Raw genomic sequence first — 14734 nt, 5'->3', positions numbered from 1 at the left:
AGTTACTCCGCAGCGATGGCTTTGGCCGGGGCCGCCTTGGGTTTCGGTTTTGCGCCATGTTCATATTCCTCAAGGAAATCGAGCACTTCCTGGCGGTAGGTGTAGTAATCGGGATGTTCCAGCAGAGCCTTGCGGGTGCGCGGACGGGGCAGATCCACATCGGTGATCTTGCCGATGGTCGCCTGCGGGCCGTTGGTCATCATGACCACGCGATCCGCCAAAAGAATGGCTTCGTCCACGTCATGGGTCACGCAGATTGCGGTGACCTTGGTACGGTCCCAGACTTCCATCAGAACCTCTTGCAGCTCCCAGCGGGTCAGGCTGTCGAGCATGCCGAAAGGTTCGTCCAGCAGCAGCAATTTCGGTGACAGAGCAAAGGCGCGGGCGATGCCGACGCGTTGCTTCATCCCGTTGGACATGGAATGCGCCGGGCGGTCCATGGCATCGGCCAGACCCACGCGTTCCAGATAGTATTCCACCACATCCTGACGTTCCGCCTGCGACGCCTTGGGATAGACCTTGTCCACGCCAATGGCGCAGTTTTCACGGGCGCTGAGCCAGGGGAAGAGGTTGGGGGATTGGAACACAACTGCGCGTTCCGGGTCCGCGCCCTCAACATGGCGGCCATCCAGTTTGATCGCACCCTTGGAGATTTCATTCAGGCCGGCGGCCATGGTCAGAACAGTGGATTTACCGCAACCCGAATGGCCGATCAGCGAGATGAATTCGCCCTTGTTGATCTTGAGGTCAAAATCCTCGACCACGGTCAGCGGGCCTTTGGGCGTTGGATAGATCTTGTGCAACTGGCTGAAGTCGAGGAAACGTTCCTCGATCATGCCTTTCTGAGCTTCGGCGATTGCCGACGGCACGCCGTGGATCGGGGTGACATCCGGCAGGATCTTGGAGCCTTCGACCTTTCCCTTGATACCGACATCCATGAGGTAACCCGTGACCTCGGCGCGCAGTTTTTTGAACGCCTCGTCATTGTTCATGGCGCTGCGATCACGCGGGCGCGGGATGTTGACCTTGAACTCGGAGCCAAGTGTTCCATCGGGGTTGAGCGCAATGATGCGGTCACCGACCAGAATGGCCTCGTCCACATCATTGGTGATCAAGACGCAGGTCTTTTTGCTTTCATCCCAGATATTGACGATCTCATCGGCCAGATTGGCGCGGGTGAGGGCATCAAGCGCTGAGAGCGGCTCGTCCAGGAGCAGCATCTCTGGGTCCATCGCCAGGGCGCGGGCCACGTTCACGCGCTGGCGCATCCCGCCAGAGAGTTCCGCTGGGCGGCGGTTGGTGGCGTGGGACAGGCCGACCATTTTGACGTAATGGGCGGTTTTCTCTTCTTTCTCGGCCTTTGACATTTTGGGAAAGACCGAGTCCAGCGCCAGCTGAACATTGCCGTTCACCGTCAGCCAAGGCATCAGCGAGTAGGATTGAAAAATCACGCCACGTTCGGGGCTGGGGTCTTTGATCGGCTTACCCTTGAAGGTCACCGAGCCGGAGGAGGGCTGATCGAGCCCGGCCATCAGATTGACCAGCGTGGTCTTGCCGGTGCCGGAGAAGCCGAGGATCACGAGGAATTCGCCTTCTTCGATGTCGAGATTGATGTCTTTGAGGACTTCGGTGCGGTGAATACCCTCACCGAAGCCTTTGTTGACGTTTTCGAACTTGAGAATGCTGTTTGTGCTGCTCATGTCGATCACCGGTTGTTGGAGAAGGTGAAGAGCGACTGCAGGGCATACATCACGCGATCAAGCAGGAAGCCGATGATGCCGATGGTCAGAACCGCAACGATGATCTTGGCGAGCGATTGGCTGGAGCCGTTCTGGAATTCATCCCAGACGAATTTGCCGAGACCGGGGTTTTGCGCCAGCATTTCAGCGGCGATGAGAACCATCCAGCCGACACCGAGGCTCAGGCGCAGACCGGTGAAGATCAGTGGCAGGGCAGAGGGCAGAACCAGCTTGGTGATCTTGGTCCAGGTGTTCATTTTCAGAACTTTGGAGACCGAGACCAGGTCTTTGTCGATGGATGCCACACCCAGCGCCGTGTTGATCAGGGTTGGCCAGAGCGAACACAGGGTGACGGTGATGGCGGAGACCAGGAAGGATTTGGCAAAGAAGCCGTCATTGGCATAGGTGGCCGAGACGATCATGGTCACGATGGGCAGCCAAGCTAGGGGCGACACCGGTTTGAAGATCTGCACCAGCGGGTTGATCGCGGCATTGGCCGAAGCTGAGAGGCCGGCCAGAATGCCGAGCGGGATGGCGACAACCGAGGCGATCAGGAAACCAAAGAACACGGTTTTGATCGAGGTCCAGATCTGCTGGTAATAGCTGGGCGCGCCGGTAAAGGGGATGTCCTTGACCTTGTCAGCCTTGCCTTGGGCAATCAGGCGCTCATTGCGCTTGGCGACGCGTTCTTCATGGGCGGCTTTCTTTTCGGCCTTGGCAACGGCGTCTTCGTGCAGGTTGACCGCTTCGGTCCAAACTTGGGCTGGTCCGGGGATCGCACCGAGTGAGGTTTGCACCTGCGGGGCCAGGGTGGCCCAAAGCATCAGAAAGGCGGTAATGGAAAGGACGGGAACGCCCAGCAAGGTCCAGATGTCTTTCATCTGGGCCTTGGGATTGTCACCAGCAGCGGCTTTGAGGATCGGGGTGATCCAGGCCAGGCCAAGAACCTGGAACCATTTGTCGGCGGCGTTGATGCGGGTGAAAATACGGGCGCGGCGCGCTTCGCGCTCGGCGTCGATATTAAGGCTATCTGGGTCGGTGGCAGTCATAGGTCTGTCCTGAAGTTTGGCCTAGATGGGGGCCTGAATGACCGGGACGGGGGTGACGCTGGTTTGCGGGGCAAACCGCGCCCCACCCACCGTCCCGTAGGGAGCTAAAAAGAAGGCCGGTGCTCTGGGGTGGTCTCGGGATGAGCAGAACACCGGCAGGGAGAGAAGGTTAACCCTCGATATCGGAGCCAATCACACGCTGGTCTGCTTTCAGACCAATGGGCAGGCTGTCGAGATAGGCATTGGGGGCCTTGCCGTCATAGGCGATACCGTCGATGATATCGGCCGCTGGGGTCGGATCCTTGTAACCATCGCTGTCCCAAGGGAAATCTGCCTCGTTGACCAGGCCCTCTTCGACGAGGAGTTTGGCGGCTTCGAGATAGATCTCAGGCTTGTAAACCGACTTGGCGACTTCATCATACCAGCTGTCAGGCTTGGCCTCTGGGATCTGGCCCCAGCGACGCATCTGGGTCAGGTACCAGACAGCATCAGAGTAGAACGGGTAAGTCGCGTTATAGCGGAAGAACACGTTGAAATCCGGAACGTCGCGCTTGTCACCTTTTTCATATTCAAAGGTGCCGGTCATGGAGTTGGCGATCACGTCGTAATCGGCACCCACATAGTTTGGACGGCTCAGGATTTCGACCGCTTCGGGGCGGTTGGCGTTGTCGTTTTCATCCAGCCACTGCGCGGCGCGGATCAGAGCCTTGACCACAGCCAGGGTGGTGTTTGGGTTCTCTTCGGCGAATTCGGCGGTGATGCCAAAGACTTTTTCCGGGTTGTTCTTCCAGAGCTCATAATCGGTGATCACAGGAACGCCGATGCCTTTGAATACGGCCTGCTGGTTCCAGGGTTCACCCACGCAGTAACCGTCGATTGTGCCCGCTTCCAAAGTGGCTGGCATTTGCGGTGGAGGTGTCACGGACAGGAACGCTTCGGCGTTGATCTGGCCGGTTACGTTTTCCGGACTGTAATAGCCAGGGTTGATACCACCGGCGGCGAGCCAGTAGCGCAGTTCGTAGTTATGGGTGGAAACCGGGAAAACCATGCCCATGTTGAAGGGCTTGCCCTTGGCCTGGTAGCTTTCGATCACCGGCTTGAGGTGGCTGGCGGAGATCGGGTGAATGATCTTGCCATCATCGTCTTTGGGCAGGCCCGGCTTGATCATTTCCCAAACATCGTTGGACAGGGTGATGCCGTTGCCGTTCAGGTCCATGGAGAAGGGGGTGATGATATGCGCTTCGGTGCCGTAGCCGATTGTGGCCGCCAGCGGCTGACCGGCCAGCATATGCGCGCCGTCCAAAGTGCCATCGATCACACCATCCAGAAGTACTTTCCAGTTGGCTTGTGCTTCGAGCGTGACGAACAGGCCTTCATCGTCAAAAAAGCCCTGCTCATAAGCAACGGCCAGCGGAGCCATGTCGGTCAGTTTGATGAAACCAAAGGTCAGCTCGTCCTTTTCCAGGTCCAGCATCTCGGCCAGGGCCGGGGTTGTCAGGGCAGTTGTCGCCGCAAGTGCGAAAAACAGCTTTTTCATCAGGATCAGTTCCTTTTTCATATATGCGTCCCGGGGCCAGGGTCTGGTCCGAAACAACAAAAGCCGCCGACAGGTTGCCTAAGGGAGGATGGCAACTGTCGAGCGGCTTTGCTCTGGATATCCCAGAAGGTTCTGGGGAATTCGGAAGGGGCAGCTCCGTTGCTGACCTGAATTCATGTTGCGCCAGACGGCGCGGGATTGGCAAAGATTCTCCTTAGATTTGCTGCAATGCAGCGTCTAGGTCAGGCTTGTTGCCTATTTTTTAGTCACGCAGGCTGGGATGGGTCAAAAATTTGGCCATCAAAGAAGCTGTCTGAGGGGAGAATCAGGCTGCCACTCTCTCCGGCGACGGTGGCCGATTCCGTGTTTCCGCCTTCGATCTTGGCTGAGGCACCGGGCAGGTTTGCGGTTGTCTGGCGCAGGGCCTGGCGGAACAGATCGGCGCGAAACACCGTGCTGGCAGCATCCATGGCCTGAACGCGATCCAAGCCGGTGCGGGCGGCCAGTTGGCCAGCGATCCACTGCGCCTGACTGCGCCACGGGAAATTTGCGCTGCCGTCGTGGAATTCGAGGAAATTGGCGCAGTGACGCTGCAACCCTTGCGGGGTTACGGTCAGCGTGCCGGTCAGGGCGCGGTCCATGATCTCGGTCGGCAGGTTGAGATAGCCACCGCGCGACAAAAGTTCTGAGGCCAACATGCGCGAACCGGGCGCGGCAAGCCAGGCACAGGCCCGCCAGATGGCGCGGATCAGGCGATGTGCGATCGCCGGGTCCGATTGCACCCAATCGCTGCGCACAGCCAAGACCTTTTCCGGGGCGCGTTTCCAGATCGCGGCACCGGGTAGCAAAAGCGCGCCTTCGCTGTGATCGACAGAAATCGACCCCCAAGGTTCGCCGACACAGAACGCATCCACTTCACCCGCTTTCAACGCGTCCGCCATGAGGGCGGGGGGGATGGTGCGGATGTCGACATTTTGCGGTGCAGGCAGGCCGAGGGCGGTTAACCAATAATAAAGCAGCTCAGCATGCATGGAGAAAGGGAAAGGCACGCCAATACGCAGACGCGATTTGGCGGCGGCGATCAGCGCACGGCCGGCCTTGGTCGGGTCATTGAACGAGAAGTCATGCCCCTGATCTTGCAACTGATGCGCCAGCTCTTTGCCGACACCAATCACATTACCATTGATCGACAGCACCATGATGGCGTCAAAATGCACCCCGGCACTGCCAAGCCCAAGGGCCGAGGCGACCGGGATCGGCGAGAGCATATGCGCCGCATCCACCTGGCCAAAGGCCAGCATGTCGCGCAGACCAGACCAGGACGGCGCGCGTTTGAGATCCAGCACCAGCCCCTCTTGGGCGGCAAACCCCATTTCCTGGGCGACGATCAGCGGGGCAGCATCCACGAGGGGGATGTAACCAACAGGCAGCACATGGGTCTTCATGAGAGCAGCCCCGCTGCCGTAACAAGGGCCTGAGCCACATCGGCCATACGTTTGTTTTGGTCCATCGCGGTTCTGCGCAGCAGCGCATAGGCCTCGTCTTCGGTGACACCGCGGGCTTTCATGATCATGCCCTTGGCGCGGTCGATGACCTTGCGCTCCTCAAGCGCGCGTTTGGTTTCCTCAAGTTCGGTGCGCATACGTTGGAACAGGCGGAAGCGGGCGATGGCGGCCTCGACAATCGGGGTCACCCGTTCGGGCATCATACCGCCAACCACATAGGCCGAGACCCCGGCCTCGATGGCGGCTGCAGACAGCCCGTCTTCGCTGCGATCGACAAACATGGCCACAGCGCGATCCTGTGGGCCCGAGGCCAACGTCAGTTCCTCAAGTGTGTCCCGCGACGGGTTTTCCACATCAATCAGGACAATATCGGGGTCATGGCGTTGGATCTGGCGGGCAAGGCCGGTGGGTTCGGAAATCACATGGATTTCGAACTCTCCGGCGTCGCGCAGGGAATCAACGATTTGAAAGGCGCGCTCGCGGTCGGCTTCGACCACGACAATGGATAGCTGGCTCGACATGAAACGGTTGGAACCTGCCTCGGCACGGGAAGTAAAGCTGCGGTGCAGCGTATTGCGATGCTTTTTGCTGCACTTGCACAGTTTGCGATCAATCGCCCAAATAATGAGCGGAAATGGAATGTTCGCTTCTGCGTGATTGCGCGCAAAAGCGAACATTTTGACTTTCTATTTTGCGAAGTTTGTGGCATTTGACGCAGGTAAGCCAATGGAGGCCGCAATGAGCGCTGCGCAAGACAAGATTTCAGACCTGTTCGTCATCGGCGGGGGCATCAACGGTGTCGGCATCGCGCGTGATGCGGCGGGGCGGGGCATGTCGGTGACCTTGGCCGAAATGAATGATCTGGCCTGGGCGACATCGTCGGCCTCGACCAAGCTGTTCCATGGTGGATTGCGCTATCTGGAATTCTTTAAGGTGCGGCTGGTGCGCGAGGCGTTGATTGAGCGCGAAACCCTGCTGCGCGCCATGCCTCATATCAGCTGGCCCATGCGCTTTGTGCTGCCTTATCACAAGGAAATGCGCTTTGATTCAGACACGCCAACATCGCGGTTGCTGACCACCTTTATGCCTTGGATGAAGGGGCGGCGCCCGGCCTGGCTGATCCGCTTGGGCCTGTTCATGTATGACCATCTGGGCGGGCGTAAGATCCTGCCGGGGACCAAGACCCTGTCCCTGAAAGGCAGCGCCGAGGGCGCGCCGATTGAGGATCGGTTTGAACTGGCATACGAATATTCCGATTGCTGGGTGCAGGATGCGCGTCTGGTCGTACTGAACGCCCGTGACGCCGAGGCGCGCGGGGCCGAGATTTTGGTGCAAACCAAGGTCACATCGGCCCGACGCGACGAGGGGATCTGGGTGATCGAAACTACAGATCAACGCAGCGGCGAGACCCGTACGCACCGCGCCCGCGCGCTGGTCAATGCTGGCGGGCCTTGGGTTGGGCAGGTCTTGCAGGAAACCCTGCGCCTGAATTCGCGCGAGGGTGTTCGTCTGGTGCGTGGCAGCCATATCGTGACCAAGAAGCTTTATGATCACGACAAGTGCTACTTCTTCCAGGGCGAAGATGGTCGGATCATCTTTGCCATTCCCTATGAGCAGGATTTCACCCTGATCGGTACCACGGATGCGGAACATGCGGAGCTGGGTGAAAAGCCACGCTGCACCGATGATGAACGCGATTACCTGCTGAATTTTGCCAATAACTACCTCACCCGTGATCTCAGCGCCGAGGATGTGGTCTGGACCTATTCCGGGGTGCGCCCGCTTTATGATGACGGGGCCTCCAGCGCCACGGCGGCAACGAGGGACTATGTGCTCAAGGTTGATGACACAGGCGGCGCGCCGGTGCTGCATGTCTTTGGTGGCAAGATCACAACCTATCGCCGTTTGGCGGAAAACTCTCTGGCCAAGCTTGTTCCCTATTTCGACGGGATGGAGGGTGATTGGACCGCAGGCGTGCCTTTGCCCGGCGGTGATTTCCCGGTGGCGGAGGTCGATGCGCGCATCGCTATGCTGCAAGACAGCTATCCCTTCCTCACGCCCAAATCGGCGCAACGCCTGTTTCGCGCCTATGGCACCGAAGTTACGGACATTCTGGGCAATGCGCGCAAATCCGAAGATCTGGGGCGCGATTTTGGCGCAGGGCTGAGCGAGGCCGAGGTGATTTGGCTGATGGAGCGTGAATATGCCACCCGCGCCGAAGACATCATCTGGCGGCGCGGCAAGCTGGGGCTGCATCTGAGTACGGATCAGGTTGCGACACTTGAGGATTGGATGCAAAACCGTCACGCAGTGGATGCGGCTTAGGGGCGGGGGTTTACCTCTGCTGATGCTCCCGTAAAAGTTGGCGCAAACGTCTCACACGGAGCAGTCCGCCCATGTCCGCAACGATCCTGTCTCAGACCCAATGCACGCTGGGCGAAGGCCCGCTTTGGCACCCAAAGCTCAACTGTTTGTTCTGGTTCGATATTCTCGAACATCGCCTCTATCAGAACAAGGATGGGCAGGAACGGGTCTGGCAGTTTGACCGCGCGGTGTCGGCGGCGGGCTGGGTGGATGAGACCCGGCTTTTGATCGCCTCGGAACGCGATTTGTTTGTGTTTGACCTCGAAAGTGAGGCGCAAACCCATCTGGTTGATCTTGAGGCCGACAATCCGGTGACCCGGTCGAATGACGGGCGGGCCGATCCGCTGGGCGGCTTTTGGATTGGCACCATGGGCTATAATGCAGAGCCCGGTGCCGGCGCGATCTATCGCTTTTACAAGGGTGAGCTGCGCAAGCTGTTTGGCGAGATCAGTATTTCCAACGCTATCTGTTTTGCTCCCGATGGCAAACACGCCTATTTCACCGACACGCCCACCAAGCTGATCAAGCGCGTGGCGCTGGACGCGGATGGCTGGCCGTTCGGCGAGGCTGAGACTTGGCTGGACCTGAATGCCGAGGGCGTCGCCCCAGATGGCGCCGTAATCGATGCGGCGGGCAATTTCTGGAACGCCCAATGGGGCGCGTCGCGGGTGGCGTGTTATGATCCGGCGGGTACGTTCGTTGAGGCGGTGCCGTATCCGGCGACACAGATCAGCTGCCCGGCCTTTGGCGGGCCAGAGCTGGGCACCTTGTTTGCCACCTCGGCAGCGACGGGTCTAGGCGACGAAGATCCCTTGCGTGGGCAGGTCTTTGCCGTGCAAACTGCTGCTCAAGGTCAGCAGGAACATCAGGTCCTGCTTTAGCAGGAGCACGCCGCGTCGTGACAGACAAATACGCCCCACGTCCCGGAGAGACTGTTCTGGATGCCGAAGTCGCGCCGGACGCGCATGTTCAATTCATCGGCGTGATCCGCACCCCGTTCAAAACCCGCGATGACTGTCCGCGTCAGGGGCGGTTTGATGGGCCGGAGTGCCGGATTGAGGTTGAGGCGCGCTTTGTTCCGGCTTTGCAGGGGCTTGAACCGGGAAAACGGCTTGAGATTCTGTATTGGCTGCACCAATCGCGCCGCGATCTGCTGACGCAAAGCCCGAAATCTGATGGCAAAACGCGCGGCACATTTGCCCTGCGCTCGCCCGTGCGGCCCAATCCGATCGGCACGTCTTTGGTTGAGCTCGTGGCGGTTGATGGGGCGGTTTTGACGGTGCGTGGGCTGGATTGTCTGGATGGCACGCCGCTGTTGGATATCAAGCCGGATCGCTGCGGCTATAGCGTGCAAGCGCCGGATAAGTAGGTCGCTTTTGGAGGCAAATCCCGGATTGCAGGCGAGCCGGTTCGCGCCCCCAAGGCGGGCGCGATTACTTGAGTGAAAAACTATACTGGAACGCTAGTTCCAGTCACCTAGAACCGAAATCCGCTACATTGATAAATAGCCACCACACAGGTTCGCGCCCGGCACCGAGGGTGGGCGCGAATTAGCTTGGCAATCGGGTTCCGGCATCAAAGAACCGTGCAACCATAAGAAACGTTGAAACGAATTCGCGCCCGCCCTGGGGGGCGGGGTCGGGCGCGAACCGGATCGCAGGCGATCCGGGAACTATATCTGTATGGCAAGTACTTAAGTTTCAGGTGACTAGGCCTAGTGTTGGACCAAACTGATTGCCGCCCTCGGGATGGGGTGCGACCCTCTGGTGGGCAATGCACTTCAAGAGGTTTTCTATCTAACCTGTGATTGGCAAAAACAAATCCGCATAGTCCTGCCGCAGCAGGGCCTTTTGCACCTTGCCCATTGTGTTGCGCGGCAATTCATCTACCAGGATCAGGCGTTTGGGATGTTTGAACCGTGCCAAAGACCCGGCAATGGCGGTTTCAATGGCACTCAGATCCGGGGCCTCGCCCTTTTGCGCCACCAATATCCCCACCGGGCTTTCGCCAAAATCGGGATGGGGCACGCCAATCACAGCGCTTTCCAGAACCCCGGGTTGATCATCAAGCAGGGTCTCGATCTCTTTGGGATAGATGTTATAGCCGCCCGAAATGATCAGATCCTTGTTGCGTCCAACGATGGTGACATAGCCATCTTCGCCCTGCTGCGCCAAATCCCCGGTGATAAAGAACCCATCCGGGCGCAGCTCTTCGGCGGTTTTCTCGGGCATTTGCCAATAGCCCTGGAACACGTTCGGCCCGCGCACTTCGAGCACGCCAATCTCGCCGCGCGGCAGTTCCTGACCGGCACTATCGCAGACCTTGATCTCAACCCCCGGCAAAGGCAGGCCAACAGTGCCTGCGCGGCGGTTGCCGGTATAGGGGTTTGAGGTGTTCATATTGGTTTCGGTCATGCCATAGCGTTCTAGAATGCGGTGGCCGCTGCGCGCCTGAAACTGACGGTGCGTTTCCGCCAGCAAGGGGGCCGAACCCGAGATGAACAACCGCATTTTTGCGCAGAGCGCCTGATCAAAACGCGGATTGTCGAGTAGGCGGGTGTAAAAGGTCGGCACGCCCATCAGGCTTGTCGCGTTGGGCATGTGATCAATCAGCGCATCGGCGTCGAGCTTGGGGAAGAAGACCATCGAAGCCCCGGCGGCTAGAAGGACATTTGTCGCCACGAACAGCCCATGCGTGTGAAAGATCGGCAAGGCGTGCAGCAGCACATCCTCAGATGTGAAGTGCCAGTGATCCACCAGCATCAACGCGTTAGAGAGAAGGTTGTTCTGGCTCAGCATCGCGCCTTTGGACCGGCCCGTTGTGCCGGAGGTATAGAGAAAGGCGGCAATGTCATCGCCCGCGCGCGGTTCGGTGGCAAAATCGCCTGAACAGGCCGCCGCGGCATTTGTCAGATCGCCGCCCGTGCCAAGATCGCTGATCATCGCACCTGCGGCTTGGGCCACTGGAGTCAGGCTGTCGCGCGTGTTTGGATCACAAACCAACAGACGCGCGCCGCTGTTTTCGACAAAGTAAGACACTTCATCCGCTGTGTAGCCAGTGTTCAGCGGCAAAAAGATAACCCCGGCCTGGATACAGCCAAAGATCAGCGCCAGCGCATCGGGGGATTTTTGTACCTGGATGGCGACACGGTCCCCGGTTCTGATGCCTTTATCCCGCAGAGCCTGGGCAAATTGCGCAGCCCGTTTGGCGAACTCAGCATAGCTGATCCGGCCCCCTTCAGGCAGATGCAGAAACGGCGCGGGATTGTTGGCTTGTTTGCCCAGCAGGCTGTCATGCAAAAGATTGGCCATGTCGCGTCCTCCGTTCCTCTGCCAAGTGTTCACATCGGCAAACCGGCGTCAGGGTTTACCCTCTGCGGGCGCAGAAACAAGGCCAAGTTTCTCAAATTCCGCATATGTCGCGGCCCAGGTATCCGGGAGCTGTTCGACATAAGGCGGCAGGGACCGGCTGCCTTTGAGCGCCTCTTCCTGACAGGTGCGCAACAGGATATTCAACCGATTGGCCCCGAAAACGCCCGCTGAGCCCGCCATGCGGTGGGCCTCGGCGGCAAAAGCATCCAGACGTTTCTTATGCGGGGGCAGATCGGCAAGAAAGGCGGTCATCTCTTCGGTGAACTTGGTCAACAGGTTGCGTACTTGTGCCTTTGGGATTTCGTCCAGAAATTCGTCCAACACGGTTGTGTTCAACAGGGATTGGTCGAAGTTCAGGTCGCTGAGGGTGAATTTCTGCCCGGCGCGGCAATTGAGAAGGGCTTGGCGCAGTGCGGTTTTGGTCATCGGCTTGATCAGCACGGCATTCATGCCCGCCCCAATGAAGCGCGCGGCCTCGGTCGGCAGGGCATGGGCGGTGGTGGCAATGATCGGTGTGTCCTGATCCTGTTTGCGGATTTCGCCGGTGGCGGTCAGCCCGTCCATGCCGGGCATCGAAATATCCATCAGGATCACGTCAAACTCGCCTTGCAGGGCCTTTTCAACACCGATCAAACCGTCTTCGGCCTCGGTGACGGTATGGCCGTCCCGTTCCAGCAATTTGCGCGCCACCATGCGGTTGACGGGGTTGTCCTCGACCAAAAGCACCTGCATGGGCGCGGGCAGGGCAGTGTTTTGTTCGGCTTCAGGATCAAAGCCTGCGCCTGCGTCGCCAGCCACATCCGCAATCGGCTGCTTTTCCATCTTTTCCGCGTCATAGGCCAGCGAGAGGCGCAGCCAGAACACGCTGCCTTCGCCCAATTCGCTTTCAGCGCCCATGTCACCGCCCAAGGCTGTGACCAACCGATGCGAAATTCCAAGACCAAGGCCGGTGCCGGTATTTGAGCGGGCATAAGAGCTGTCGATGGTGACAAAATCGCCAAACACCCGGTCCAGATCCTCTTGCGAGATGCCAAGCCCAGTATCGATCACGCGGATTTCGACCTCGTCCAGGCCGTTCTGGCAATCGGCCTCGATGGTGATCTCGCCATTCTCGGTGAACTTGATGGCATTGCCCAAGAGATTGAGCAGGATCTGCCGCAACCGATCCGGATCACCATGAACCTCGTGCAGGGCAGGGTGCATGGGGGACAGGGTCAACATATTGCCACGAGCCTTGGCGCGGCCATTTTGGCCCTCGATCAATTCCTCAAGCAGTTCGACCAGATCAAAGGCCTCGTGGCGCAGGTTCATCTTACCCGCATCCAAGCGCGAGACATCCAGAACGTCATTCACATGGCGCAGCAGGATCTGGCCGGATTTCTGCATAACGCCAAGGTAATGACGGTGTTCGTCATTCATCTTGTCCGGCTCGAACAGCTCCATCGTGCCCAACATACCATTAAGCGGCGTGCGCATCTCGTGGCTCATGACGGCAAGCAGGTCGGCCTTGTGCTTTTCCCCGGCAATGGCGCGGTCTCGGGCATCGCGCATGGCCTCTTCGGCGCGCAAACGGGTGGAAATATCGCGAATAAAGCCAACAAAGATTTCACCATCGCGGCTATGGGTGCGCGCCAGGGCCAGCTCGATTGGGAACGCCTGACCGTCCTGATGCTGCGCCTCGAGTTTGACATTGTCGAGATTGACCAAGCTCGACAGGGTGCCCAGGTTTTGCTGGTTGGCGGCCTTGAACTGCATCAATTGAGTCCAAAGATTCTCTCGCAAGGGCTCTGGCAGGATCAGGTCGACAAAGTTTTGCGACAAGGCAACATCGCGCGGATAGCCAAACATCCGCTCGGCCGCGCCGTTATATTCAACGATTTCACCATCGCGATTGGTCACGACGATGGCATCCAGCGAGGTGGCGATGATCGCCTCCATCCGCTCGCTGATTTCCAGATTGGTCTGGGCATCCTGTTCGCGGATTTGGGCCAGACGGAACATGGCAAGCACCACGATGATCAGAACCGTGACCAAGGCGATGGTCAGAATGGCGATACGGGTCAGCGTTTGCGAAATGCTGGCGCGCTGGGCGTCGCGGATTTCGGAAAAGACCTTGATCCCGGACAGGGCGATCTGACGATTGGCGGTACGCGCAAGCGAAGCATCGCGGGCAAATTCCTCGAGCGAGTTTTCAAAACTGCCATCCTGCGCATCGATAATCGCCACCCATTTCGTCAAAAACTTGCCGATATAGAGGATGTTCTGTCGAATGCGTTCCTTTTCGCGCAGGGGGGCAAAGGTCGGCCCGCTTTGCAGCGTGTCCACCCGGCTGTAGAAAATATCGAAACGGGTTTTCAGATTGGCCAGATCAGGGGTTTCTGAATTGAGCGCTTTTTGCGCCGCGAGTTCCAGCGACAAGGCTTCGGATTCGCTCTGCGCCAGGAACCATTGCACATTGTCTGATGTGGCATAGGCCAGACGTTCCAACTGCCGGCGCACATCCATCACCAAAAGCAGAATGATCGTGATGAACAAAATGACGATGACGGCGGTCAAACCGCGCCGCATCTTGCCGGTTTCGCCTGTGTCGCTATCGGCCCATGTGCTCACCGGGGGATCCTGTCTGGCTTGTTTCTTTGTTTGGTCTCCGCGACCTTAGCGAAGAACCTCCAACCGGTTCAACTGCCAGACACTGCGGGAAAAATAGACTTCGGTGCGAAAATCCGAGGAGTGATCATAGGGGTAAATGATCCACAAAGGCCCCTTGTCGCGCACGGACATGGGTTTTCCGTTGCGCTGATAGGCAATCAGGGCCGAGCCGGGAACCGCATCCGTCAGCGGTATTTCGGCGTAATAGTCGTTGATGGCCCAGGCGTCGATAACCGTTCCATTCGCGCCGATATAGTCAAGCAGGTCGCCCAATTCGACGCCGACAAATTCCTGCATCCCATCTGTCCAGATCGTGGTGGTGCGCAATTCGGTGCGGGGCAGGGCCTGTAGCATTTCCAGATCGAATTCGGCCAAATCTTCGTTATTGTGGCGCGAAATCTCGCCGGACATCTGTAGGATAACAGGACCGGTCGGGATGGGCATTTCATCTGCTTGTGCCTGCACGCCACCAAAGAAAACAAGGAAAACAAAGCAGCTGCGCAAAAAACGAATCATATTT

11 protein-coding genes are annotated in these 14734 nt (G+C 58.5%); 3 read left to right on the top strand and 8 right to left on the bottom strand.

What is annotated here, in order from left to right:
• Positions 1 to 2: 2 nt before the first annotated feature.
• From CLV87_RS02745 to CLV87_RS02725, 5 genes are all read right to left on the bottom strand, one after another.
• The gene (locus CLV87_RS02745) at positions 3 to 1700 is read right to left on the bottom strand and encodes an ABC transporter ATP-binding protein (RefSeq protein WP_099244847.1); all 1698 of its coding nucleotides are present in this window, start codon (positions 1698 to 1700) and stop codon (positions 3 to 5) included.
• A 5-nt stretch (positions 1701 to 1705) separates the two neighbouring features.
• Complete coding sequence (locus CLV87_RS02740) at positions 1706 to 2788, bottom strand: ABC transporter permease (protein ID WP_099243563.1); 1083 nt, start codon at positions 2786 to 2788, stop codon at positions 1706 to 1708.
• Positions 2789 to 2957: 169 nt separating this feature from the next.
• Positions 2958 to 4325, bottom strand: coding sequence for a CmpA/NrtA family ABC transporter substrate-binding protein (locus tag CLV87_RS02735; protein ID WP_099244850.1), 1368 nt, complete (start codon positions 4323 to 4325; stop codon positions 2958 to 2960).
• A gap of 266 nt (positions 4326 to 4591) precedes the next feature.
• Positions 4592 to 5770 (bottom strand): ABC transporter substrate-binding protein, encoded by a 1179-nt coding sequence (locus tag CLV87_RS02730; RefSeq protein WP_099243565.1) that lies wholly within the window; start codon positions 5768 to 5770, stop codon positions 4592 to 4594.
• Positions 5767 to 6351, bottom strand: coding sequence for an ANTAR domain-containing response regulator (locus CLV87_RS02725; protein WP_099244852.1), 585 nt, complete (start codon positions 6349 to 6351; stop codon positions 5767 to 5769). The genes CLV87_RS02730 and CLV87_RS02725 overlap by 4 nt, the downstream gene beginning before the upstream one ends.
• 217 nt (positions 6352 to 6568) lie before the next feature.
• Between CLV87_RS02725 and glpD the strand changes: the two genes are divergently transcribed.
• The 3 genes from glpD (at position 6569) to tsaA (ending at position 9563) form a co-directional block, all read left to right on the top strand.
• A complete protein-coding gene (glpD, locus tag CLV87_RS02720) occupies positions 6569 to 8155 on the top strand; it encodes a glycerol-3-phosphate dehydrogenase (protein WP_099244854.1) in 1587 nt (528 codons plus the stop codon).
• 71 nt (positions 8156 to 8226) lie between these two features.
• Positions 8227 to 9075 carry an SMP-30/gluconolactonase/LRE family protein gene (locus tag CLV87_RS02715; RefSeq protein WP_099243567.1) on the top strand — a complete coding sequence of 283 codons (849 nt, stop codon included), beginning with the start codon at positions 8227 to 8229 and terminating at the stop codon, positions 9073 to 9075.
• A 17-nt stretch (positions 9076 to 9092) separates the two neighbouring features.
• A complete protein-coding gene (gene tsaA, locus CLV87_RS02710; protein ID WP_099243569.1) occupies positions 9093 to 9563 on the top strand; it encodes a tRNA (N6-threonylcarbamoyladenosine(37)-N6)-methyltransferase TrmO in 471 nt (156 codons plus the stop codon).
• Between the two features lie 427 nt (positions 9564 to 9990).
• Here the strand turns inward: tsaA and CLV87_RS02705 are convergent, their stop codons facing one another.
• From CLV87_RS02705 to CLV87_RS02695, 3 genes are read right to left on the bottom strand one after another with little or no spacing between them, the layout of a single operon-like run.
• Positions 9991 to 11505 carry a malonate--CoA ligase gene (locus CLV87_RS02705; protein ID WP_099243571.1) on the bottom strand — a complete coding sequence of 505 codons (1515 nt, stop codon included), beginning with the start codon at positions 11503 to 11505 and terminating at the stop codon, positions 9991 to 9993.
• Between the two features lie 48 nt (positions 11506 to 11553).
• Positions 11554 to 14175: a PAS domain-containing hybrid sensor histidine kinase/response regulator gene (locus tag CLV87_RS02700; protein ID WP_133840671.1), complete on the bottom strand. Its 2622-nt coding sequence runs from the start codon at positions 14173 to 14175 to the stop codon at positions 11554 to 11556.
• 45 nt (positions 14176 to 14220) lie between these two features.
• Positions 14221 to 14730 (bottom strand): molybdopterin-dependent oxidoreductase, encoded by a 510-nt coding sequence (locus CLV87_RS02695; protein WP_099243575.1) that lies wholly within the window; start codon positions 14728 to 14730, stop codon positions 14221 to 14223.
• Positions 14731 to 14734 lie beyond the last annotated feature (4 nt).

Source organism: Pelagimonas phthalicica (assembly GCF_004364805.1).
Taxonomy (GTDB): Bacteria; Pseudomonadota; Alphaproteobacteria; order Rhodobacterales; family Rhodobacteraceae; genus Pelagimonas; species Pelagimonas phthalicica.
This window is presented reverse-complemented; position numbering and strand designations above follow the sequence as displayed.

Bases quoted from the DNA above. Each gene is read 5' to 3' on its own strand.
- CLV87_RS02725 (WP_099244852.1), bottom strand. From the start codon at position 6,351: ATGTCGAGCCAGCTATCCATTGTCGTGGTCGAAGCCGACCGCGAGCGC.
- CLV87_RS02695 (WP_099243575.1), bottom strand. From the start codon at position 14,730: ATGATTCGTTTTTTGCGCAGCTGCTTTGTTTTCCTTGTTTTCTTTGGT.
- CLV87_RS02705 (WP_099243571.1), bottom strand. From the start codon at position 11,505: ATGGCCAATCTTTTGCATGACAGCCTGCTGGGCAAACAAGCCAACAAT.
- CLV87_RS02715 (WP_099243567.1), top strand. From the start codon at position 8,227: ATGTCCGCAACGATCCTGTCTCAGACCCAATGCACGCTGGGCGAAGGC.
- CLV87_RS02745 (WP_099244847.1), bottom strand. From the start codon at position 1,700: ATGAGCAGCACAAACAGCATTCTCAAGTTCGAAAACGTCAACAAAGGC.
- CLV87_RS02730 (WP_099243565.1), bottom strand. From the start codon at position 5,770: ATGAAGACCCATGTGCTGCCTGTTGGTTACATCCCCCTCGTGGATGCT.
- CLV87_RS02735 (WP_099244850.1), bottom strand. From the start codon at position 4,325: ATGAAAAAGCTGTTTTTCGCACTTGCGGCGACAACTGCCCTGACAACC.
- CLV87_RS02740 (WP_099243563.1), bottom strand. From the start codon at position 2,788: ATGACTGCCACCGACCCAGATAGCCTTAATATCGACGCCGAGCGCGAA.
- glpD (WP_099244854.1), top strand. From the start codon at position 6,569: ATGAGCGCTGCGCAAGACAAGATTTCAGACCTGTTCGTCATCGGCGGG.